This is a genomic window from Roseicella frigidaeris (assembly GCF_003258945.1).
Taxonomy (GTDB): domain Bacteria; phylum Pseudomonadota; class Alphaproteobacteria; order Acetobacterales; family Acetobacteraceae; genus Paracraurococcus; species Paracraurococcus frigidaeris.
In genome coordinates this window covers 75,715-98,730 of record NZ_QLIX01000004.1, presented here as the reverse complement: position 1 = coordinate 98,730, position 23,016 = coordinate 75,715, and the positions used below count along the sequence as shown (strand labels likewise).

At 72.1% G+C, this 23,016-nt stretch carries 18 protein-coding genes and 1 pseudogene; 9 read left to right on the top strand and 10 right to left on the bottom strand.

Going from position 1 to position 23,016, the window contains the following annotated elements; genetic code table 11:
- Window positions 1-54: 54 nt before the first annotated feature.
- From DOO78_RS07740 to DOO78_RS07710, 7 genes and pseudogenes are all read right to left on the bottom strand, one after another.
- On the bottom strand, window positions 55-2,922 hold the full coding sequence (locus DOO78_RS07740) for a 2-oxoglutarate dehydrogenase E1 component (protein ID WP_111469174.1): 2,868 nt from the start codon (window positions 2,920-2,922) through the stop codon (window positions 55-57).
- A gap of 217 nt (window positions 2,923-3,139) precedes the next feature.
- Window positions 3,140-4,024, bottom strand: coding sequence for a succinate--CoA ligase subunit alpha (gene sucD / locus DOO78_RS07735; protein WP_111469173.1), 885 nt, complete (start codon window positions 4,022-4,024; stop codon window positions 3,140-3,142).
- A 3-nt stretch (window positions 4,025-4,027) separates the two neighbouring features.
- Window positions 4,028-5,227: pseudogene (sucC, locus tag DOO78_RS07730) on the bottom strand (ADP-forming succinate--CoA ligase subunit beta); the annotation flags it as partial.
- An 87-nt stretch (window positions 5,228-5,314) separates the two neighbouring features.
- Entirely contained in the window at window positions 5,315-6,268 is a 954-nt protein-coding gene (gene mdh, locus DOO78_RS07725) for a malate dehydrogenase (protein WP_111469171.1), read from the bottom strand.
- Between the two features lie 280 nt (window positions 6,269-6,548).
- Window positions 6,549-7,721 carry a cell division protein ZapE gene (zapE, locus tag DOO78_RS07720; protein WP_111469170.1) on the bottom strand — a complete coding sequence of 391 codons (1,173 nt, stop codon included), beginning with the start codon at window positions 7,719-7,721 and terminating at the stop codon, window positions 6,549-6,551.
- Window positions 7,722-7,913: 192 nt separating this feature from the next.
- Window positions 7,914-8,528 (bottom strand): c-type cytochrome, encoded by a 615-nt coding sequence (locus DOO78_RS07715; protein WP_111469169.1) that lies wholly within the window; start codon window positions 8,526-8,528, stop codon window positions 7,914-7,916.
- Window positions 8,525-9,712 (bottom strand): PQQ-dependent sugar dehydrogenase, encoded by a 1,188-nt coding sequence (locus DOO78_RS07710; RefSeq protein WP_243634448.1) that lies wholly within the window; start codon window positions 9,710-9,712, stop codon window positions 8,525-8,527. Before DOO78_RS07710 ends, DOO78_RS07715 begins: the two co-directional genes overlap by 4 nt.
- Before the next feature lie 302 nt (window positions 9,713-10,014).
- Here DOO78_RS07710 and ahcY point away from each other — a divergent pair, with 302 nt between their 5' ends.
- Complete coding sequence (gene ahcY, locus DOO78_RS07705) at window positions 10,015-11,418, top strand: adenosylhomocysteinase (RefSeq protein WP_111469167.1); 1,404 nt, start codon at window positions 10,015-10,017, stop codon at window positions 11,416-11,418.
- A 57-nt stretch (window positions 11,419-11,475) separates the two neighbouring features.
- Here the strand turns inward: ahcY and DOO78_RS07700 are convergent, their stop codons facing one another.
- The 3 genes from DOO78_RS07700 to DOO78_RS07690 form a co-directional block, all read right to left on the bottom strand.
- Window positions 11,476-11,664 (bottom strand): hypothetical protein, encoded by a 189-nt coding sequence (locus DOO78_RS07700; protein ID WP_111469166.1) that lies wholly within the window; start codon window positions 11,662-11,664, stop codon window positions 11,476-11,478.
- Window positions 11,665-11,845: 181 nt separating this feature from the next.
- Entirely contained in the window at window positions 11,846-12,313 is a 468-nt protein-coding gene (locus tag DOO78_RS07695; RefSeq protein WP_207802826.1) for a YbaN family protein, read from the bottom strand.
- Between the two features lie 9 nt (window positions 12,314-12,322).
- A complete protein-coding gene (locus DOO78_RS07690) occupies window positions 12,323-13,027 on the bottom strand; it encodes a DJ-1/PfpI family protein (protein WP_111469165.1) in 705 nt (234 codons plus the stop codon).
- A 379-nt stretch (window positions 13,028-13,406) separates the two neighbouring features.
- Here DOO78_RS07690 and DOO78_RS07685 point away from each other — a divergent pair, with 379 nt between their 5' ends.
- The 8 genes from DOO78_RS07685 to DOO78_RS07650 all read left to right on the top strand — a co-directional run bounded on the left by DOO78_RS07685 (window position 13,407) and on the right by DOO78_RS07650 (window position 23,013).
- Entirely contained in the window at window positions 13,407-14,744 is a 1,338-nt protein-coding gene (locus DOO78_RS07685; protein WP_111469164.1) for a chloride channel protein, read from the top strand.
- Window positions 14,745-14,864: 120 nt separating this feature from the next.
- Window positions 14,865-15,590: a hypothetical protein gene (locus tag DOO78_RS07680; RefSeq protein WP_111469163.1), complete on the top strand. Its 726-nt coding sequence runs from the start codon at window positions 14,865-14,867 to the stop codon at window positions 15,588-15,590.
- A 9-nt stretch (window positions 15,591-15,599) separates the two neighbouring features.
- Window positions 15,600-16,640, top strand: coding sequence for a hypothetical protein (locus DOO78_RS07675; RefSeq protein WP_111469162.1), 1,041 nt, complete (start codon window positions 15,600-15,602; stop codon window positions 16,638-16,640).
- A gap of 3 nt (window positions 16,641-16,643) precedes the next feature.
- Window positions 16,644-18,410 carry a Dyp-type peroxidase gene (locus DOO78_RS07670; protein WP_207802825.1) on the top strand — a complete coding sequence of 589 codons (1,767 nt, stop codon included), beginning with the start codon at window positions 16,644-16,646 and terminating at the stop codon, window positions 18,408-18,410.
- Window positions 18,407-19,684 carry a cytochrome P450 family protein gene (locus DOO78_RS07665; RefSeq protein WP_111469161.1) on the top strand — a complete coding sequence of 426 codons (1,278 nt, stop codon included), beginning with the start codon at window positions 18,407-18,409 and terminating at the stop codon, window positions 19,682-19,684. Before DOO78_RS07670 ends, DOO78_RS07665 begins: the two co-directional genes overlap by 4 nt.
- Window positions 19,685-19,785: 101 nt before the next feature.
- A complete protein-coding gene (locus DOO78_RS07660; protein ID WP_111469160.1) occupies window positions 19,786-20,292 on the top strand; it encodes a winged helix-turn-helix transcriptional regulator in 507 nt (168 codons plus the stop codon).
- Complete coding sequence (locus tag DOO78_RS07655; protein ID WP_111469159.1) at window positions 20,289-21,683, top strand: MATE family efflux transporter; 1,395 nt, start codon at window positions 20,289-20,291, stop codon at window positions 21,681-21,683. Before DOO78_RS07660 ends, DOO78_RS07655 begins: the two co-directional genes overlap by 4 nt.
- 91 nt (window positions 21,684-21,774) lie before the next feature.
- Window positions 21,775-23,013 (top strand): ABC transporter substrate-binding protein, encoded by a 1,239-nt coding sequence (locus DOO78_RS07650; protein ID WP_111469158.1) that lies wholly within the window; start codon window positions 21,775-21,777, stop codon window positions 23,011-23,013.
- Window positions 23,014-23,016: the final 3 nt, after the last annotated feature.

Here is a 23,016-nt window from a genome sequence, read left to right as displayed (position 1 = left end):
GGTGCCGGTGATCCGGCGGCATGGCCCGGGCGGAGTTCGGCCCGGGCCGCGCCGTCAGAGGCCGAGCGCCTCCCGCACCAGGGTTTGCTGCTCCTGCTGATGCACCTTGGCGAGGCCGGTGGCCGGGCTCGCCGCCTCCTTGCGGCCGACATAGTCGGGCCGCTGCGCCTTGATGCCGATCTCCCGCAGCACCTTCTCCAGCCGCCGGTCGATGAAGGTCCAGGCGCCCATGTTCTCGGGCTCCTCCTGGCACCAGAGGAGCTCGGCGTTGCGGTAGGGCGCGAGCACCGTCTTCAGCGCGTTGACTGGGAAGGGATGGATCTGCTCGAGCCGGAGGATCGCCACGTCCTTCACGCCCTTGTCGCGCCGCTCCTGCAGCAGGTCGTAATAGACCTTGCCGGAGCAGAGCACGACGCGCCGCACCTCCTCCTCCGGCGCGATCGCGTCGATCTCCGGGATCACGGTGCGGAAGGCGCTGCCCGGGCCGAATTCCGAGAGGCTGCTGACCGCGAGCTTGTGGCGCAGCAGCGACTTCGGCGTCATCAGCACCAGCGGCTTGCGGTAGTTCGCCTTCAGCTGCCGGCGCAGCGCGTGGAAGTAGTTGGCCGGCGTGGTCAGGTTGCAGACCCGCATGTTGCGCTCGGCGCAGAGCTGCAGGTAGCGCTCCAGCCGCGCCGAGGAATGCTCCGGCCCCTGGCCCTCGTAGCCGTGCGGCAGCAGCATGACGAGGCCCGACATGCGCAGCCACTTGGTCTCGGCCGAGGCGATGAACTGGTCGATGATGACCTGCGCGCCGTTGGCGAAGTCGCCGAACTGCGCCTCCCACAGCACCAGGGTGTGCGGGTCGGCCAGCGAGTAGCCGTAGTCGTAGCCGAGCACGCCGAATTCGGAGAGCAGGCTGTTGAAGGCCTCGAAGCGCGGCTGGCCGTCGCGGATGTTGTTCAGCGGCACGTATTCGGCCTGGGTCTTCTGGTCGACCAGAACCGCATGGCGGTGGCTGAAGGTACCGCGCTGCACGTCCTCGCCCGAGAGGCGGACGCGGTGGCCCTCCAGCAGCAGCGTGCCGAAGCCGAGCGCCTCGCCGGTCGCCCAGTCGATGCCCTCGCCGCTCTCGATCGCCTGCTTCTTGGCCTCGAGCTGGCGGGCGATCTTCGGGTTGACGGCGAAGCCCTCCGGCACCCGGGCCAGGGCGGCGCCGACCTCGCGCAGCGTCTCGAGCGGCACGGCGGTGGACTGCAGCTGCTCGACCGAATCCTCGGCGCCAGCCGGCTTCAGGCCGGACCAGTGGCCCTCCAGCCAGTCCGCCTTGTTCGGCTTGAAGGTCTGCGCCGCCTGGTGCGCCTCCTCCAGCCGCTGGGTGAAGGCGTTCAGCACCGCCTGCGATTCCTCGGCCGGGATGCTGCCCTCGGCGGCCAGCTGCTCGGCATAGAGGGTCCGCGTCGTCTTCATCTCGCGGATGCGGCCGTACATGATCGGCTGGGTGAAGGCCGGCTCGTCGCTCTCGTTATGGCCGTGGCGGCGGTAGCAGACGATGTCGACCACCACATCGGTGCCGAATTGCTGGCGGAACTCGGCGGCGAGGCGGGAGACGAAGACCACCGCCTCCGGGTTGTCGCCGTTCACGTGCCAGATCGGCGCCTGCACCGACTTGGCGATGTCGGTGCAGTAGAGGCCGGAATAGGCGTGCGCCGGCACGGTGGTGAAGCCGATCTGGTTGTTGGTGACGATGTGCACCGTGCCGCCGGTGCGGTAGCCGATGAGCTGGCTCATCGCCATGGTCTCGTAGACCAGGCCCTGGCCGGCGAAGGCGGCGTCGCCATGCAGCAGGATGCCCATCACCGAGCGCCGGGTGCGGGTGTCGCCCGCCATGTCCTGGCGCGCCCGCACCTTGCCGACCACGACCGGATCGACCGCCTCGAGATGCGAGGGGTTCGGCTGCAGCGAGAGGTGGATGGTCCGGCCGGCGATCTCGACATCGGTCGAGGTGCCGAGATGGTACTTCACGTCGCCCGAGCCCTGGACGTCGTCCGGGTTGGCGCCGACGCCGGCGAATTCCGAGAAGACCTGGGTGAAGGGCTTCTTCACCACGTTCACCAGCACGTTCAGCCGGCCGCGATGCGCCATGCCGATGGCGATCTCGTTCACGCCGGCCTTCGCCGCGCTCTCGATCACCTCCTGCACCGCCGGGATGGTGCTCTCGCCGCCCTCCAGGCCGAAGCGCTTGGTCGAGACGTATTTCTTCGCGCAGAAGGCCTCGAAGCCCTCGGCCTCGGTGAGCTGCTCGAGGATCAGCCGCTTGCCCGCACGGTCGAAGGCGCTGGTCCAGGGGGCGCCTTCCATGCGCTGCTGGATCCAGGCCTTCTGGTCCGGGTCCTGGATGTGCATGAACTCGACGCCGATCGGGCCGCAATAGGTGGCGCGGCAGACCTCCATGATCTGGCGGACCGAGGCGCTCTCGAGGCCGAGCACGCCGTTGATGAAGATCGGCCGGTCCCAGTCGGCCTCGGTGAAGCCGTAGGTGGCCGGGTCCAGCTCGGGATGCGGCTTCGGCCGCTGCAGGCCGAGCGGGTCGAGCTGCGCCTCCAGATGGCCGCGCACCCGGTAGCTGCGGATCAGCATCAGGGCGCGGATCGAATCGAGCTGCGCGGCGCGGATCGTCGCCGGGTCCGCCGCCGCGCCGCGCCCCTTCGGCGCCGGCGGCGCCTCCGGCTCCGGCGCGAAGCCGCCGCGCGGCCGCGGCGCCCAGGAGGCGCCCGAGGCATCGGTCAGCACCGCCCGCGCATCGTCGTCCAGGGCGGCGAAGAGCTCGGCGAAGGAGGGTTCGACGCTGTCCGGCTTTTCCACCCAGCGGGCGTAGAGATCGGCGAGGAAGGCAGCATTCGCCCCCGTCATCGCGCTGGCGAGGATATCCACTCCGGCCATGTTTCTCTCCGTGCCGGCCGCCCATCAGGGGCCGGCGGCAACCTTCAGGTCTGTGCGCAGAACGCGCGGTCCCGGCAAGGCCGGGCCGCGCGCCGCATAACATAGTCATTGTGGCGGCGCTGCGGCAGGGGCGGCGACGATTCCCGGCCCTGCCGCATGGCAGCCGCAGCGTTTTCGCCGCCCCGGCCCGGGCTGGGCCGGGGCATGGCGGCGGGGCTCAGCCCCGCAGCGCCTTTACCATGGTCGAGCCCAGCGCCGCCGGGCTCTCGGCCACATGGATCCCGGCCGACCGCATCGCCTCCATCTTCGCCGCCGCCGTGTCCTTGCCGCCGGAGATGACGGCGCCGGCATGGCCCATGCGGCGGCCGGGCGGGGCCGTTGCGCCGGCGATGAAGCCGACCACCGGCTTCGCCCCGGCGCCGCGGTTCTCGCGGCCGAGGAACTCGGCCGCCTCGATCTCGGACTGGCCGCCGATCTCGCCGATCATGACGATCGACTTCGTTTCGTCATCGGCCAGGAACATCTCCAGCACCTCGACGAAATCGGTGCCCTTCACCGGGTCGCCGCCGATGCCGACGCAGGTGGACTGGCCGAGCCCGGCCGCGGTGGTCTGCGCCACCGCCTCATAGGTCAGCGTCCCGGAGCGGGAGACGATGCCGACCGAGCCGCGGCGGTGGATATGGCCCGGCATGATGCCGATCTTGCAGGCATCGGGGGTGATGACACCGGGGCAGTTCGGCCCGATCAGCCGCGTCCGCGAGCCCGACAGCGCCCGCTTCACCCGCACCATGTCGAGCACCGGGATGCCCTCGGTGATGCAGATGACGAGCGGGATGCCCGCATCGATCGCCTCCAGGATCGCATCCGCGGCGAAGGGCGGCGGCACGTAGATGACGGAGGCATCGGCGCCGGTCGCCGCCGCGCAGTCCGCCACCGTGTCGAAGACCGGCAGGCCGATATGGGTGGTGCCGCCCTTGCCCGGCGTCACGCCGCCCACATACTTGCTGCCGTAGGCGATGCCCTGCTCGGCATGGAAGGTGCCCTGGGCGCCGGTGAAGCCCTGGGTCATCACCTTGGTGGTCTCGTCGACGAGGATCGCCATGGCTCAGGCCGCCTTCTTCACCGCGTTGACCACCTTCTCGGCGGCATCGGCCAGGTTGTCCGCGGGGATGATGGCCAGCCCGCTCTCGGCCAGGATCTGCTTGCCCCGCTCGACATTCGTGCCCTCCAGCCGCACCACCAGCGGCACGGAGAGGGAGAGGTTCTTGCTCGCCGCCACGATGCCGGAGGCGATCATGTCGCACTTGGCGATGCCGCCGAAGATGTTGACCAGGATCGCCTTGACGTTGGCGTCCGAGGTGATGATGCGGAAGGCCTCGGTCACCCGCTCCGCCGTCGCGGTGCCGCCGACATCGAGGAAGTTCGCCGGCGAGGAGCCATAGAGCTTGATGATGTCCATCGTCGCCATGGCGAGGCCGGCGCCGTTCACCATGCAGCCGATCTCGCCGTCGAGCGCGACGTAGTTCAGGTCGTTCCTGACCGCCTCCAGCTCCTTCGGGTCCATCTCGCTGTCGTCGCGCAGGGCCTCGAGGTCCTTGTGTCGGAACAGGGCGTTGTCGTCGAAGGCGATCTTGGCATCCAGCGCCACGATCTCGCCGGCGCCGGTGACGACCAGCGGGTTGATCTCGACGATGGCGCAATCGAGTTCGAGCACCGCCCTGTAGAGGGCGGTCACGAATTTCGTGAAGCTCGCCACCTGCTTGCCCTCGAGGCCGAGGCCGAAGGCGAGCTTGCGGGCATGGAAGCCGGAGATGCCCGAGGCCGGGTCCACCGCGACCTTCAGGATCTTCTCGGGGTGGTGCTCGGCGACCTCCTCGATCTCCATCCCGCCCTCGGTCGAGGCCATGATGGTGAGGCGGGAGGTGGCGCGGTCCACCAGCAGGCCGAGATAGAGCTCGCGCTTGATGTCGCAGCCAGCCTCGACATAGACGCGGGAAACCACCTTGCCCTGCGGCCCGGTCTGCTTGGTGACCAGGGTGTGGCCGATCATGGCGGCGGCGGCGGCCTTCGCCTCCTCGGCCGACTTCACCACCCGGACGCCGCCCTTGCCCTGCGGGTCGTCCTGGAAGCGGCCGGCGCCGCGGCCGCCGGCATGGATCTGCGACTTCACCACATAGACCGGCCCGGGCAGCTTCGCCGCGGCCGCCGCCGCCTCCTCCGGGGTCCAGGCCACATGGCCGTCGAGCACGGCGACGCCGTAGCGGCGCAGCAGCTCCTTCGCCTGGTACTCGTGGATGTTCATCCGCTGGCCCTCATGCGCTGCTGGCCGGACCCCGGCCGGAAGGGACGGGCCGGGGGCGTCCCCCGGCCCCTGGCCACCTGGGCCGAAGCCTCAGACGCCGAGCTTCTTGAAGTCCGCGATCAGCTTCTTCACCGCGTCGCAGCTCTTCTCGAAGGCGGCCTTCTCCTCGGCCGTGAACTGCACCTCGACGATCCGCTCCACGCCCTTGGCGCCGATCACCACCGGCACGCCGACATAGAAGCCGGACTGCCCGTATTCGCCGTTCAGCAGCACCGCCGAGGGCAGGACCCGCTTCTTGTCGAGCAGGTAGCTCTCCGCCATGGCGATGGCCGAGGCGGCCGGGGCGTAGAAGGCCGAGCCCTTCTCCAGCAGCTTGACGATCTCGCCGCCGCCATTGGCGGTGCGGGTGACGATGGCGTCGATCTTCTCCTGCGTCGTCCAGCCCATCTTGATCAGGTCGGGGATGGGGATGCCGGCGACGGTGGAGTAGCGGGTCAGCGGCACCATGGTGTCGCCATGGCCGCCGAGCACGAAGGCGGTCACGTCCTCGACCGAGACGCCGAATTCCTGCGCCAGGAAGAGGCGGAAGCGGCTGCTGTCCAGCACCCCGGCCATGCCGACCACCTTCTCGGGCGGCAGGCCGGACTTCTGCTGCAGCACCCAGACCATGACGTCGAGCGGGTTGGTGATGCAGATGACGAAGGCGTCGGGGGCATAGGTCTTGATGCCCTCGCCGACCTTGGCGATGACCTCGGCATTCTTGGTCAGCAGGTCGTCGCGGCTCATCCCCGGCATGCGCGGGAAGCCGGCGGTGACGATGCAGACATCGGCGCCCGCGATCGCGGAATAGTCGCCGGCGCCGGACATGGCGGAATCGAAACCATCCACCGGCCCGGACTGCATGATGTCGAGCGCCTTGCCCGCGGCGACGCCCGGGAAGACGTCGAAGAGCACGACGTCGCCGAGCTCCTTCAGGCCGATCAGGTGGGCGAGGGTGCCACCGATGTTGCCGGCGCCGATCAGCGCGATCTTCTTACGGGCCATGAGCCGTCCTTCGCCAGGATCGTTGGAATAATGTTGCGGCGCACTCCTACTCCCCGCCGTCCGGGGGGACAAGGCGCTCGCCAGGGCGCGAATGGCTGCACGCTAGAGCGGATCGCCGCAGGGCGGAACCGCCCGCAGGCGTGAATCCGCTCGATGGGGTTGGGGCGGATCGCCGCAGGGCGGAACCGCCCGCAAGCGCGAATCCGCCCGGTGGCAGCCATATGCAACCAATCAAGTTGCATATCGTCCCCGGCGACCCGTCCGGCCGGGCCGGGGAGGCTCAGGTCAGATGCGGCAGGGCCAGGTAGTCCTGGCTCTGCATCTCCATCAGCCGGCTCGCCGTCCGCTCGAACATCGCCGCGTTCTCGCCCTGTTCGTAGAGGGCGTCCGGCGTCGCGGCGGCCGAGGCGACGAGCTTGCAACGATGCTCGTAGAGGGCGTCGACCAGGGTGATGAAGCGCCGCGCCCGGTCGAAATTCTCTGGCCCGAGGCGCGGCACGCCGTCCAGCACCAGGGTGTGGCAATGCGTCGCCAGCGCCAGGTAGTCGGCCGGGCCGAGCGGCTTGCCGCAAAGCGCGTCGAAATCGGCCCGGGCCACGCCGCGCGTCACCTCCGGCACCTCGATCACCCGGCCGAGGACCTTGAGCTGGCAGGGCGTGCCATGCGCCTCGCCGGTCAGCTCCAGGAAGGCGGCGTCCAGCGCCCGCTCCGCCCGGGCGCCGAGCGGGCTGTGCCAGGTCGGCAGCCCGCGGATGCGCTCCCGCCGGTAGTCGCGCTCGGCCTCGAGGTGCAGGACGTTCAGGCGCTGCTTGATCAGGGCGATGAAGGGCAGGAAGGCGTCCCGCCCCGGCTTGCCCTTGAACAGGTCGTCGGGCGCGGTGTTGGAGGTCGCCACCACCACCACGCCGCGGGCGAAGAGCGCCTCGAAGAGCCGGCCGAGGATCATGGCATCGGTGATGTCATGCACCTGGAACTCGTCGAAGCAGAGCAGCGAGGCCTCGGCCGCGATGCTGTCGGCGAGCGGCGGGATGGGGTCCGACTCGCCCGGATGCGCCTTCTTCCAGCGATGGATGCGCTGGTGGCAGTCCTGCATGAACTGGTGGAAATGGATGCGCTTCTTCCGCGGCACCTCGGCGCAGGCGAAGAAGAGATCCATCAGCATGGATTTCCCGCGCCCGACCTCGCCGACCAGGTAGAGGCCCTGCGGCGTCGCATCCACCGCCTCGGGGGCCGGCTTGCGGCGGAAGAAGCGGGCGAGGAAGCCATCGGGCTCCGGCGGCTCCAGCTGCGGGTCGTAGCCGCGCAGCCGCCGCCAGAGATCCTGCAGCGTCTCCGCCGCGAGCGCCTGGGCCGGGTCGGGCTTCAGCCGGCCGGCGGCGATCCGCGCGCGATAGGCGGGCAGGGGGCCCTCCGGCCGCGCCGCGCCGGGAGGGGTGCCGGTGGTCGCGTCCATGTCGCTGCCGGGATAGCCCCACCGGCGCCGGCCGACAACGGTGAAAGCCTGCGGCCCGTCCAGGCCGCGTTGGAGCGGGTCCTGATCAGGATGACCCCGGTCCGCCGGTCCCGCCCTCCGCGGGCGCCGGGGCCAGGGCGGATGGCAACCCCTCGCGCCCGGCGATGCCGGCGGGCCTCGCCCGCCTCCGGCTCAGGGCTGGTGCGCCATGTAGTGGGCGATGGCGGCGATCTCGGCATCCGAGACGCCGTGCATCACCGCGTTCATGTTGGTGTCCGTCCCGTGCCGCTGGTTGTCGCGATAGGCGGTCAGCGCGTGCTGCAGGAATTCCTCGCGCTGGCCGGCGATCCGCGGCACCTGCGCCTGGCCGTGGTAATCGGCCTTGTGGCAGATGCCGCAGCGCAGCTGCTCCGACAGCCCGGCGCCCGCCGCCAGCGCCGCCGCCTCTGGCGGCCCGCGGTCGGGCGCCGGGCCCGGCGGCAGCCCGGCATAGAAGGCGGCGAGGTCCTCCACCGCGGCATCGTCGAGCCCCTGCGCGAGATCCGGCATGGGCGGATCGGTGCGCAGCCGCTCGCGGAACAGGATGAGTTGCAGCGTGAGGTACTCGGCCTGCTGCCCGGCCAGGGAGGGCACGCCGCGCTCGCCGGAGAGGCCCGCCTCGCCATGGCAGCCGCCGCAGGCGCGGTCCCGGGCCAGCGCCTCGCCGCGCTGCGGGTCGCCGGCCCGCGCCGGGGCGGGGACCAGGGCGGGGAGGAGGGTGGCGGCCAGCAGGGCCGCCGCCGGCAGGAGGGCCCGCAACGGCCTCACGGGCCGTAGGTGATGCGGTAGATCGCGCCGGCCTGCTCGTCGGAGACGAGGAGCGAGCCATCGGGCAGCATCTGCACGTCGGTCGGCCGGCCGAGGAAGCTGTTGCCCTGCAGCAGGCCGCCGAGGAAGGGCCGCATCTGCGGCTTGCCCTGGGCGTCGAAGGTGACGTTCACCACGTCGTAGCCGCTGCGCTCCGTGCGGTTCCAGGAGCCGTGCCGGGCGATGAAGAGGCTGTTGCGGTACTCCGCGGGGAACATGCCGCCGGTGTAGAAGCGCAGGCCGAGGGCCGCGACATGCGGGCCGAGCAGCAGCGCGGGCTGGGCGAATTCCGAGCAGGCGCGGCCGGTGATCTCCGGGTCCGGCATGCTGCCCATATGGCACCAGGGGAAGCCGAAATGCTCGCCGATCCGCTGCACGACGGCGAGCGTGTCCTGCGGCTGGTCCTCGCCCGCCCAGTCGCGGCCGTTGTTGGTGAACCAGAGCTGGCCGGTTGTCGGGTGGAAGGCCTGGCCGACGCTGTTGCGCACGCCGCGCGCCACCACCTCGCGGCCGGAGCCGTCCGGGTTGAAGCGCAGCAGCACGGCATGCGTATCCTCGTCCACCTTGCAGATGTTGCAGGGGGCGCCGACCTGCAGGTAGAGCTTGCCGTCCGGGCCGAAGCTGGCGAATTTCCAGCCATGGTGCTCGTCCTTCGGCAGGTCGAAGGCGGCGGTGAGGTCGGTGGGCGTGCCGGGATTGTCGAGCTTGCCCTCGATGCCGTCGAAGCGCAGCACCCGGTTGATGGCGATGACGTAAAGCGCGCCGTCCTTGAAGGCGACGCCGTTCGGCTGCGGCAGGCCGGAGGCGATGGTGTGCACCTTGCCGTCCTTCACCGCATAGACCCGGCCGATGGTGCGGGTGCCGATGAAGAGCGTGCCGCCGGAGCCGAGCGCCATCATGCGGGCGCCGGTCATGCCATGGGCATAGACCTCGGCCTTGAAGCCCGCCGGCAGGGTCAGCTTGCCGACCGGTACCTGGTCGAGCGGCGTCGCCGTCAGCTTCGGCGCATTCGGCGCGAGCGACGAGCCGGCCATGCTGCCCGGCCGGCCCTGCTGCCAGCCGGGCACCGGGGGCTGCTGCGCCCCGGCGAGGGCTGGCAGGAGCAGCGCGGCACCGAGGCCGAGCGCGATGAGGCGCGATGTCACGATGGAATTCCTCCCTTGGGCCCGCATGGGAGCCGCCGCGCCGGACGATGCGGGCAAGCCGCCGCCGAGGCAAGGAAGGGAGAGGCTTGCGGTCTGATTTTCTTCAATTTTTGCCCGAACATAAAGACATGCTTATGCCTTGTGGCCAGTGCTGGCCAGGGCATTATGGCCGTGCTAGAGCGGGCGTCGGGATCGGGTGCGCCGGCGCCTTCGGCCCGCCGCCCCGTCAATCGGGCCCCATCGCGGCCCTGCCTGGCCACGTCGCCGCAGGGTGCGCCCCAGCCATCGAGGAAAGCCGCGTCATGGCCGTTGCCGCCGATCACATCGTGAAGGATCTCTCGCTCGCCGATTGGGGCCGCAAGGAGATCGCCATGGCCGAGGACGAGATGCCCGGCCTGATGGCGGTGCGGCGGGACTACGGCCCGTCCCAGCCGCTGAAGGGCGCCCGCATCGCCGGCTGCCTGCACATGACCATCCAGACCGCGGTGCTGATCGAGACGCTGAAGGCCCTCGGCGCCGATGTCCGCTGGTCCTCCTGCAACATCTTCTCGACCCAGGACCACGCGGCGGCCGCCATCGCCGCCGCCGGCACGCCGGTCTTCGCGGTGAAGGGCGAGAGCCTGCCGGAATACTGGGAATACGTGCAGAAGACCCTGGAATGGGGCGATGGCGGCGAGCCGAACATGATCCTCGACGACGGCGGCGACATGACGCTGCTCGTCCATTACGGCCTGCGCGCCGAGCAGGGCGACACCGCCTTCCTGCACAAGCCGCAGAACGAGGAGGAGGAGGCCTTCTTCGCGCTGATCCTGGTGGCGCTGAAGGAGAAGCCGGGCTGGTTCGGCCGGCTGGCCAAGTCGATCCGCGGCGTCTCGGAGGAGACGACGACGGGCGTGCACCGGCTCTACACCATGGCCAAGGAGGGCAAGCTGCTCTTCCCCGCCATCAACGTGAACGACAGCGTCACCAAGTCGAAATTCGACAACCTCTATGGCTGCCGCGAGAGCCTGGTGGACGGCATCCGCCGCGGCACCGACGTGATGATGGCCGGCAAGATCGCCATGGTCGCGGGCTTCGGCGATGTCGGCAAGGGCAGCGCCGCCTCGCTGCGCAACGCCGGCTGCCGGGTGATGGTGAGCGAGGTCGACCCGATCTGCGCCCTGCAGGCGGCGATGGAGGGCTACGAGGTGGTGACGATGGAGGAGGCGGCGCCGCGCGCCGACATCTTCGTCACCGCGACCGGGAATGTGGACGTCATCACCCTCGACCACATCCGGCAGATGAAGCACCGCGCCGTGGTCTGCAACATCGGGCATTTCGACAGCGAGATCCAGGTCGCCGCGCTCAAGAACTACAAGTGGCACAACGTGAAGCCGCAGGTCGACGAGGTGGAGTTCCCCGACGGCAAGCGCATCATCCTGCTCTCCGAGGGGCGGCTGGTGAATCTCGGCAACGCCACCGGGCATCCGAGCTTCGTCATGTCGGCGAGCTTCACCAACCAGACCCTGGCGCAGATCGAGCTCTGGTCGAACCCGGGCAAGTACGAGCGGAAGGTCTATGTGCTGCCGAAGCACCTGGACGAGAAGGTGGCGGCGCTGCATCTTGAGAAGGTCGGCGCCAAGCTGACCAAGCTCTCGCCGCAACAGGCCTCCTATATCGGCGTCGACCAGGCCGGGCCGTTCAAGGCCGATCAGTACCGGTACTAGGCTCCGGTCGGAACTCCCCGTGCCCCGCCGCGGCGGGGCACGGGGCCGGGGCCCGCCTCAGCGGCGGGCCTTGCCGCGCTGGATCTCGCGCTCGACCGCGCTGCGCTCGGCCGAGCCGATGCGGCGGATGATCTCGCGCACGATCGCCGGGGTCACCCGGTGCCGCTTGGCGAGATAGGCGATCTCCTCCTCCGGCGCGGCATCGGTCGGGGGGGTGGGGGTGGCTTTCGCCTGACTCTGGACCACGGGGCGTATCCTGTCGTTCCGGCCTCGCCAGGCGGGGCCGTTCTGCAAAAGGGGCTCAAGCGGGAAAAGGGCCGCCTTCCGGGCGACCCTGCCACCTCAATGTGGACCGGCCGGCGGCAATTTGCGCGTTTCGTTCTGTTGCCATGGCCCGCGTGCGGCGCGGGGGAGACCCTCGCTAGTGCTATGGCTCGCCATGGCCGGCCGGCTGCGGGCCGGAGGGCCGGGTGAGGATATAGGCCGCCACCGCCACCATGCAGGCCCCGACCAGCGCCGAGACCAGCGGCCGGCGCAGCAGCAGGGTCAGCATCAGCCAGCCGAGCCCCATGCCGATCAGCGCCGCCCGCTTGGCACCCGGGGCGATACTGCCATGATCCTCCCAATGCCGCAACGTGGCGCCGAAGCGCGGATGCGCCCGCAGCTTCGCCCGCAGCGCCGGCGAGGCGCGGCCGAAGGCCGCGGCGGCGCCGATCAGGAAGACGGTGGTCGGCATCCCCGGCACCACCACGCCAATCGCCGCCAGCGCCAGGCAGAGATAGCCGAGGCCGAGCAGCAGCAGCCGCGCCGGCCGGCGCAGCGCCCTTTCCTCATTAGGGGCCTCCTTGGGGCCCTCCTTCGAGCCCTCCTCCGGTGGCTCCGCCTCCGCCGGCACCGCGGCGGGTCAGGCGACGGCGAGGCGGGCGGCGACCCGGGCGACCAGCGCCTCCCGCTCCGCCCGCATCGCCGCGCCGCGCTGCCGGGCGGCCTCGAGCACCGCGGGCGGCGCGGTCGCCGGCTCGCCGGCCGTGAAGGGCGGGTCGGGCGCGTATTCGATCTGCAGCTGCACCGCCTGCGCCGTCTCCGGCCCGGCGAGCTCGGCGAGCAGCGCCAGGGCGAAGTCGATCCCCGCCGTCACGCCGCCGCCGGTCACCAGCCGGCCGTCGCGCACCACCCGCGCCCGCACCGGCTCGGCACCGAGGGCGGCGAGGAGGTCATGGCTCGCCCAATGCGTGGTCGCCCGCTTGCCGCGCAGCAGCCCGGCCGCGCCGAGCACCAGCGCGCCGGTGCAGACCGAGGTGATCCAGCGCGCCCCGGCGGCCTGCCGTTGGAGGAAGGCCAGCACCGCCGCATCCTCCATCAGCGGCGCCACGCCGGGCCCGCCGGGGACGCAGAGCAGGTCGAGGGGCGGGCAATCGGCGAGGGCGGTGTCGGCGAGGATGGTCAGGCCGGTATCCGCCCGCACCGGCCCCGCCTCCTTCCACAGCGTCCGCACCCGCGCCCCGGGCAGCCGGCTCAGCACCTCGAAGGGGCCGGTGAAGTCGAGCTGGGTGAGGCGGGGAAACAGCAGGAAGCCGATCTCGAGGCCGGATGGCGGGGGAGACGACATGCGGGCACTCCTCTCCGGGGACGGCGGCGCGTCCGGCGGCGGCGTTGCTGCGAGGGGACGAGACTGTGCCATGCCGGCGCGGTGGGGGAAACCGCGGGGCGGCGCCCGCCGCGCGCAGGGGCACGGCCGCGGCCGGGAGGCGGGCGTCCAGGGGGCATCACCGCCCGGCCGGGCGGATTCCCTCCCGCCGGGATCTGCCCTAGCCTCGCCGGACGCCCGCCGCGGGCCGGCACGGCGGGGACGGTGCGGCGCGCGGCGGCGCGGCCCGTGGGGTGGCTCCCGCGGGCGGTCGCCGATGCGACCGCGCCTGGCGGTGATGCGCGCCGGGGCGCCGCCCGCCCGGCCGCCCCGATCCAGACCCCGATCCAGACAGGGTGCGATGCGGCCTCGATCCTTCCCTTCCGCGCGGCGCCTCCGGCTGCATTCGGCACGCACCCAGCGGCAGGCGGTCTTCCTGCTCGGCGGCATCGTGGTCGGCGCCGCGGCGGTGGCGCTGGCCCTGCTCGCCGACCTTGCGCAGGAGGCCTTCCAGGCGCTGCTCGCGCGCTCGCGCTACGCGCCGCTGCTCGTCACGCCGCTCGGCATGGGGCTCTCCGTCTGGCTGGCGCGGCGCTACTTCCCGGGCTCCGGCGGCAGCGGCATCCCGCAGGCGATCGCCGCCCGCAAGCTGCTGAGCCAGTCGGCGCGGGCCTCGCTGGTCTCCCTGCGCATCGCGGTCGGCAAGATCCTGCTGACCCTGTTCGGCCTGCTCTGCGGCGCCTCGGTCGGGCGCGAGGGGCCGACGGTGCAGGTCGGCGCCTCCATCATGTTCGCCATCGGCCGGCTCTCGCCGCGGCGCCAGCCCGGGCTGATCCTGGCCGGCGCCTCGGCCGGCGTCGCCGCCGCCTTCAACACGCCGCTCGCCGGCATCGTCTTCGGCATCGAGGAGATGGGCCGCGCCTTCGAGGTGAAGTCGAGCGGGCTGCTCATCGTCGCCATCATCACCGCCGGCCTCACCTCGCTCGCGCTGCTCGGCAACTATACCTATTTCGGCACCACCACGGCGACGCTGCAGGGCGCCGCGGGCTGGCTCGCCGTGCCGGTCTGCGGCCTCGCCGGCGGGCTGCTCGGGGGCGCCTTCAGCCGCATCCTGGTCGAGGTGGCGCGCGGCCTGCCCGGCGCCGCCGGACGGGCCATCCGCCGCCATCCCGTCCGCTTCGCCATGCTCTGCGGCCTCGGTACCGCGCTCTGCGGCCTCGCCTCGGGCGACATGGTCTACGGCACCAGCTACGGCGAGGTGCGGGCGCTGGTCGATGACGGCGCGCCGCTGACGCAATCCTTCGCCCTGCTGAAATTCGGCGCGACCATCCTCGCCGCCATCAGCGGCATCCCGGGCGGCATCTTCGCGCCCTCGCTGGCCGTCGGCGCCGGGCTCGGCTTCAACCTCGCCACGCTGTTCCCGGATGTCGCCCTGAACGCCATGGTGCTGCTCGGCATGGTCGCCTACTTCGCCGGCGTGGTGCAGGCGCCGATCACCGCCTTCGTCATCGTCACCGAGATGACCAACGACCATGCCATGGTGATCCCGCTGATGGCCGCGGCGATCATCGGCTCGCAGGCCTCGCGCCTGCTCTGCGCCGAGGGCGTCTATCACGCGCTGGCGCACGGCTTCATCGCCGCCGCGGCGAAGCCGGGCGAGGCGGCGGCGAGCACCGCGGAGCAGCCCGGGCCGCGCTGAAGGCGGGCGCGGCGGGCCTGTGCGCATGCGCACAGGATTCCCGAATTCAGCCCTTGCGGCATCGCGCGCTGCGGCGGCACGGTCCCTGCCGCGCGGCGCTGCCGCGGGCAGGAGGCCCGGATGTCGAATATCGCCGGCAAGGCCTATGCGATGAACGTGCTGACGCCCATCCGGCGTCGCTGGAGCTGGCTGCCGCAATGGCGCTGGCTGCCGACGCGGCCGGGCTTGCAGGTGCTGTTCTTCATGCTGTCGCGCTGCCGTCCCTCGCAGCTCGGACGGCTGCTCGGCCTGCGGCTGATCCACTTCGCGCGCTGGGTCGTCATCCCGCGCGACGCCTGGCCGGATCTCGGCCAGGGCCGGCCGCACCTGCAACACGACGCCATGCTCTTCCTGAGCAATTTCAACGGCACCTGGGACCAGTACATCGACGCCTTCGCCGACGGGCTGCCGGATGGCCTCGACCTCTTCTGGTACACCAGCAGCAAGTATCCGCGCTCGATCCCGGTCGGCGAGTTCAAGGCCTACATCGCCCGCAACCAGATCGACACCAACTACTACTACAACGCCACGCCCGGCGCGGCGCAGCGCGACATCAAGCGGGCCCTGCGGCTGGCCCAGGGCCTCGCCGCGCTGACGGCGGTGCATGCGAAGGGCGATCCGGCGGCCTTCGCCGCGGAATATCGCCGGCAATTGGTGGAGGAGGGGCTGCAGAACTGCCTCGGCAGCCATGGCTACGCGCCCTCCGCCTCGGTCGCGGCGGAAAGCGCCGACAGGGACCGCGCCGCCTATCTCGACCAGAGCCAGGCCGCCGACTGGCGGGTGCCGGCGCCGGCCGACGCGCCATAGGAGCGGGCGATGCCGAATTTCGACGCCGGGCACTATTTCCTCACCGTCCTCGCGCCGGTGCGCGCCGGCCGCGACGCGCCGCTGGGCGAGGGGCAGGCGGAATCCCACCGTCAGCGCCTGCTCGAGGCCCTGGCGCGGCTGCCGCAATCCGAGACCACGGCGAATTCCCGCGGCCGCGCGCCGGGGAGCCCCTTCGCGCGCAGCCGCATGACGCATCTCGCCCGCTTCGTGCTGATCGACGACCTGCCCTACAACGGCCGCGAATCCGGCGATGCGCTGCTCGACCGCTTCGCCGGCGCCGACCCGCTGGTGCAGCAGCGGGTGGACCGGCTGCCGATGCCCTATCTGCTCTTCGCCGCCGAGTTCGACGCCGAGGATGGCAGCGAGACCTCGCTGCGGCGCTACACCGACACGCTCTGGCAGACCATGCGCCCCGAGCTGGAGGCCGTCTTCGGCGCCTGCCACGGCTTCGAGGCGGTGACCGGGGCCGAGGGCTTCTTCGACTACATCCGGCGCTGCCAGGTCGAGACGACCATGCCCTTCAACGACTACTACCCGGCGGAGCCGCAGCGGCTGCGGCTGCAGGATGTCCTGCCGCTGCCGCTCGACAGGCTCCGCCGCCTGCGCCAGCTCCTGCCCCGCCTCGCCTATGCCTGGGGCGCCGCGCTGCTCCTCGCCCTCGTCGTCGCGCTGATCGCGGGCGGGGCGCTGCCGCGCATCGCCGTCGGGCTGCTGCTCGGGAGCCTCCTGCTCCTGGTGCTGGCGCTCGGCGCCGCCTGGTTCGTCCTGCAGCGGTTCTGGCGCCGCGCCCTGGCGCTCGGCGCCGCGCCGCTGCAGCGCAGCGCCTCGCTGCCCGAGGTGCTGAAGGCGCTCTACCTGCAGCAGCATTTCGCCGATTTCGTCATCGCCGCGCAGGATGCGACGCCGGAGGCCCTGCATGCCGGGTTCAGCCGCTTCCTCGCCCGGCACCGGCCGGCGGAGATCGCGGCGCCGAGCCAGGCGCCGGGCCTGATCTGCCTGCCGGAGAAGATCCTGCCGCCGGGAGCCTGAGCCATGCCGAAGGACGACACCGCCACGCCGGGCCATTGGCAGGGCGAACCGGCCATGCCGGCCGCCCTGCGCCGCGGCGCGCCGCCGCCGGGCGGCGCGCGCCGGCTCGACCTGCCCGACATCCAGGGCAACATCCACCGCCCCTATGGGCGCTACGGCTTCCCCTATGCCCGCTATTTCCTGTTCCACATCGCCGAGGGCGGCAGCGCGGCGGGGCGCTGGTTCGTCGACCAGATCCGGCCGCAGGTCACCACCGCCGAGCCCTGGGCGAGCAGCCGCGTGCCGGGCGCGGACGGGCTGCGGCCGAAACCGCCGGTCGCGCTCAACATCGCCTTCACCTGGACCGGCCTCGCGGCCCTCGGCCTGCCGACCGCGACGCTGCGGCAGATGCCGGATGAGTTCATCGAGGGCATGGCCCGCCGCAAGCACGTCCTCGGCGATCTCGGCGACAACGATCCGGCGTGCTGGGACCCGGTCTGGCGCGAGGGGGTGGCGCGGCGCGAGCGGCGCGTGCATGTCTGGATCGGCCTCTGCGCCCAAGCGCGGGAGAGCGATGGCGGGCCGGTCGAGGCGCTGGAGCGCTGGACCCGTTGGCTGCAATCCCTCGTCGCGCATTGGCGCGCCGGCGGCAAAGTGCTGCTGCTGGAGGGGCATGGCCGCGACGGCGCCGGGCTGTGGCAGGACAGCGCCGCGATCATGGCGCGCGACCCGGAGAGCGGCCGGCTGGTGCCGACGGCGAAGGAGCATTTCGGCTTCACCGACGGCATTTCCGACCCGGTCTTCGCCGGGCAGGGGGTGCTGGAGGAGGATGCCGGGGCCGCGACCGGCGCCGGCAAGCTGCTCGCCAGCCCGCCCGGCGTGCCCCGCCGCTGGGAGCCGCTGGCCACCGGCGAGTTCCTGCTCGGCCATCCGAGCGAGGGGCAGGAGCTGGCGCGCAGCAGCGTGCCCTATGGCTTCATGCGCAACGGCACCTTCATGGCGCTGCGCAAGCTGCACCAGAACACCGGCCGCTTCGCCGCGGCGATCGAGCGGCATGCGGCGGTGTTCCAGCGCGTCGCCGGGCTGCCGACGCCGGAGGTGGCGCGGGAGACGCTGCGCGCCAAGATGGTCGGCCGCTGGTCGAGCGGCGTGCCGCTGATCCTGGCGCCGACCCATGCCGAGATGCTGGCGGTGCTGGACCGCTTCCCGCTGCTGCTGAAGCAGCAGCGCGGCCAGCCGCTGACCGCCGCCGAGGCGCTGGCGGCGAAGCGGCAGCTCGCCACTTTCAACCGGGAGGTCGCCGACTACCGCTACGGCGACGACCCGGAAGGCATGCGCTGCCCGCTGGGTTCGCATGTCCGGCGCGCCAACCCGCGCGACATGCTGGACCCGGCGCCGAAGGATGGCTGCACCGCCTCGACGCTGACCAACCGGCGGCGCATCCTCCGTCGCGGCCTGCCCTATGGCGAGACCACGCCGCGCGACGAGGACGAGCACGGCGTCTTCATCATGGCGCTCTGCGCCAGCCTGTTCCGGCAATTCGAGTTCGTGCAGCAGCAATGGATGCAGTACGGGCTCGACCTCGATTCCGGCAACGACACCTGCCCGATCACCGGCAGCCGCGGGCAGTCGACGCGCTTCGTCATCCCCGCCGACCCGGCCTCGGGCCGGCTGCCCTATGTCGCGGCGGAGCTGCCGCAATTCGTCGAGACGCGCGGCGGCGACTACTTCTTCATCCCGAGCCTGACCGCGCTGCGCATGATCGCCATGGGGGAGATCGACCCGACATGACCGAGCTCTCGGCGGCCCTGCCGGCCCACCTCGCCCCGGCGCCGGCGCCCGAGCCCGGCGGGCGGATCGCCGCCTGGCTGCGGCGGCACATGGATCTGGGCTTCCGCATCCTGCGCACCGTCGCGCCGATCCTTCGCTTCCGCCTGAAGGGCCAGCGCTGGGCGGTGGTGACGCGCGCCGAGGATGTCGAGGCGGTGCTGCGCCGGCCCGATGTCTTCGACGTGCCCTATGCGCCGAAGATCGCCACCGTCATGCAGGGCGGCAATATCTTCCTCGGCATGCCGGCCACCGAGGAGGCGCGGCGCGACAAGGCGAATATGCGCCTGACCGCGCCCTCGGCCGAGGCGCGGGCGCGGATCGGGCCGGAGACGGCGCGGCTGGCCGCCGGGCTGGTCGAGCAGGCGCGGCCGCGCGGCCGCCTCGACCTCGCCATGGAGCTCACCCAGGCCGCGACGACGCGGCTCTACCTCGCCTATTTCGGCCTGGCGGATCTGCCGGAGCGGGAGACCTCGGACCAGGCGCGGGCGCTGTTCGGCTACATGTTCGCCAGCCCGCTCGACGATCCGGCGCGCCACGCCGCGGCCGAGCCTGTCGCCGCGGCGCTGCGCGGCCGGGTCGAGGCGGCGATCGCGGCCCGCCGCGGGGCGCGGGGCGCGCAGGAGGACGTGCTGGAACGCTGCCTCCGCCTGCAGGAGCAGGGGCTGCCCGGCTTCACCGACCGCGAGATCCGCAACAACCTGATCGGCCTCGTCGTCGGCGCCCTGCCGCAGGCGCCGATGCTGGTCCCGCAGCTCTTCGACCTGCTGCTCGACCGGCCGCGCGAACTCGCCGCGGCGCAGGCGGCGGCGCGGGCGGATGACGAGGAGGCGCTGGCCCGCATCGTCTTCGAGGCGGCCCGCTTCCGGCCGCTGACGCCGGGCCTGTTCCGCCTCTGCCGCGAGGATCACCGGCTGGCGGCGGGGCATTGGCGGGGGCGGACCATCCGGGCCGGCACCATCGTCATGGCCGCGACGCGCTCGGCCATGATGGATGGCCGCCGGGTGCCGGCACCGCGCGAATTCCGCACCGACCGGCCGGACCCGCTCGGCCTGCATTTCGGCCTCGGCCAGCACGAGTGCTTCGGCATCCACATGAACCGGGTGATGCTGCCGCAGCTCTGCAAGCCGGTGCTGCGCCTGCCGGGGCTGCGCCGGGCGCCGGGGGAGGAGGGCCGGCTCCGCCTCGACGCCGCCTTCGGCATCTTCCCGATGAACCTGACCGTCGCCTTCGACTGACCGGCGCTTCCCGTCCCCCCTCGGGGGAGGGGAGCGCCAGCGCGCCCCTCGGCGCGGGAAGTCACTTGCATGATGATAGTGACTCCGCCTAGCCTGCCGGCATGCGCCGCACCGGCTTCGCCGACATGCCCTGCCCGATCGCCCGCGCCCTGGAGAGGGTGGGGGAGTGGTGGAGCATCCTGATCCTGCGGGACGCCTTCGGCGGCATGACCCGCTTCGATGAATTCCAGGCCAGCCTCGGCATCGCCCCGAACATGCTGACCCGGCGGCTCAATGCCCTGGTCGAGGCCGGGCTGCTGGAGCGCCGCCCCTATTCCGAGCGCCCGCCGCGGCACGACTACGTCCTGACCCCGCGCGGGCGGGATTTCCGCCCGGTGCTGCTGGCGCTCCTCGCCTGGGGCAACCGGCATTTCGCGCCGGAGGGCGCCGCGGTGCAGATCGTCGATGCCCGCACCGGGGCGCCGGCCGAGCCGCTGCTGGTCGACCGCGCCAGCCTCAGGCCGATCGACAGCGCCGACTTTACCCTCGCCCCCGGCCCGGCCGCCGGCGAGGGCATGCGCCGCCGCTTGGCGCGGCGCCGTCCCGGGCCGGGCGAGGAGAGGCCATGACCGCCGCCACCCCCATCCGGCCGGCGCCCCCCGCCGCCACGCCCGCCCTGGACCCGCGCACGCGCCTGCTGCTGCAGGGCCGGCCGCTGCCGGTGCTGCTGCGCCTCGCCTGGCCGAACACGCTGGTGATGCTGGCCCAGGCCTCGGTCGGGCTGATCGAGACCTGGTGGGTCGGGCATCTCGGCACCGATGCGCTGGCCGGCATGGCGCTGGTCTTCCCCGGCTTCATGATGATGCAGATGCTCTCGGGCGGGGCGATGGGCGGCGGCATCGCCTCGGCCATCGCCCGGGCGCTCGGCGGCGGCCGGCGCGCCGATGCCGATGCGCTGGTGCTGCATGCGCTGATCATCAACGGGCTGCTCGGCCTGCTCTTCTCCGGCCTCGTCCTCGGCTTCGGCCCGGCGCTCTATCGCAGCCTCGGCGGCGAGGGCGCCTCGCTCGAGGCGGCGCTCGCCTATTCCAACGTGGTCTTCGCCGGCGCCGTGCTGGTCTGGCTGTACAACGCCTTCGCCAGCGTGCTGCGCGGCACCGGCAACATGCTGCTGCCCTCGCTCGCCGTCGTGCTCGGCGTGCTGCTGCTGATCCCGCTCTCGCCGCTGCTGATCTTCGGCCTCGGCCCGGTGCCGGCGCTGGGCGTCGCCGGCGCCGGCTGGTCGGTGGTGCTGACCTCGCTGCTCACCACGGCGCTGCTCGGCTGGGCGGTGTGCAGCGGCCGCAGCATCGCGCGGCTGCGGCCGGTGCGGCTGCGCGCGGCGCTGTTCCGCGACATCCTGAAGGTCGGCGCCGTCGCCTCGCTCTCCACCTTCCAGACCACGCTGACGGTGATGCTGACCACCGCCGTGGTCGGCGCCGCCGGCGGGCCCGATGCGATCGCCGGCTACGGCACCGGCAACCGGCTGGAATACCTGCTGATCCCGCTGGTCTTCGGCCTCGGCGCGCCGCTGGTCGCGCTGGTCGGCACCAATATCGGCGCCGGGCAGCGGGAGCGGGCGCTGCGCATCGCGCTGACCGGCGGGGCGCTCGCCTTCCTGCTGACCGAGGCGATCGGCCTCGCCGCCGCCCTCTGGCCCGAGGCCTGGCTCGGCCTGTTCGGCGCCGATCCGCGGATGATCGAGACGGGGGCGGCCTATCTGCGCATCGTCGGCCCGGCCTATGGCTTCTTCGGGCTCGGCCTGTCGCTCTACTTCGCCTCGCAGGGGGCGGGGCGGCTGCTCTGGCCGCTGCTGGCGGGCGGGCTGCGGCTGCTGATCGCGGTCGGCGGTGGCTACGCCGCGCTGCACCTGACCGGCTCCCTCACCTGGGTCTTCGCCGCGCTGGCCCTGGCGCTGGTGGCCTATGGCACGCTGATCGCGGGCGTCCTCGCCTCCGGCGCGTGGTTCCGGGGCGACTGAGCGCAAGCGGGGCTCGCCTTCCGGCGATCCGTTCCGGTAGCATTCCCCGAACAAGCGGCAGCGAAGACGCCGCCACGGGGAGGCAAGGACAATGACCCAACTCGACCGCCGGGCCGTCGTGAGGGCGGCCGCGGCCGCGCCGCTGGCCGGCCTGCCCTGGCGCAGCGCCCGGGCGCAGGGGCAGAACACCATCCGGCTCGGCGTGCCGGTCGACATGTCCGGCACCTATCGCGACGTCACCGGCCAGGTCTCCGTCGCCGCGGTGCGCCAGGCGATCCAGGATTTCGGCCCGCGCGGCTTCGCGGTGGAGGTGCTGGCCGCCGACCACCAGAACAAGCCGGATGTCGGCGTCGGCATCGCCCGGCAGTGGTTCGACCGCGACGGCGTGGATTGCCTGGTCGACGTCGCCACCTCCTCCGTCGCCCTCGCGGTGAACGACCTGGTGCGGGAGAAGAACAAGGTCCATCTCAACAGCTCCGCCGCCAGCTCGGACATGACGGGCAAGGGCTGCTCGCCCAACATGGTGCACTGGACCTACGACACCTGGATGCTGGCCAACTCGGTCGGCGGCGCCACGGTGCGGGCGGGCGGCGACAGCTGGTACTTCATCACCGCCGACTACGCCTTCGGCCATGCGCTGGAGCGCGACACCACCGGCTTCATCAAGGCGGCCGGCGGCAAGGTGCTCGGCAGCGTCCGCACGCCCTTCCCGGGGACGCAGGACTTCTCCTCCTTCCTGTTGCAGGCGCAGGCGAGCAACGCCAAGGTCATCGGCCTGGCCAATGCCGGGGCCGACACCACCAATTGCGTCAAGCAGGCGGCGGAGTTCGGGCTGACGCGGCGCGGCATGAAGCTCGCCTCGCTGCTGCTCTTCATCACCGAGGTGCATTCGCTCGGCCTGCGCACGGCGCAGGGGCTGATCGTGACCGAGAGCTTCTACTGGGACCTCAACGACCGCAGCCGGGCCTTCACCGCGCGGCTGCGCCGGCTGGTCGGGCCCACCCCCGGCATCGCCAGCACCCATGCCGGCACCTATGCCGCGACCCTGCACTACCTGAAGGCGGTGCAGGAGATGGGCGTGCCGGCGGCCAAGGCCAGCGGCGCCGCGGCGGTCGCCCGCATGAAGGCGCTGCCGACGGATGACGACGCCTTCGGCCCCGGCCGCATCCGCGAGGACGGGCGCAAGCTGCACCCGGCCTATCTGTTCGAGGTGAAGCCGCCGGAGGAGTCGAAGGGGCCCTTCGACTATTACCGGCTGCTGCAGACCACCCCGGCGGAGGAGGCCTTCCGGCCGCTGGCGCAGGGCGGCTGCCCGCTGGTCAGGGCCTGAGCG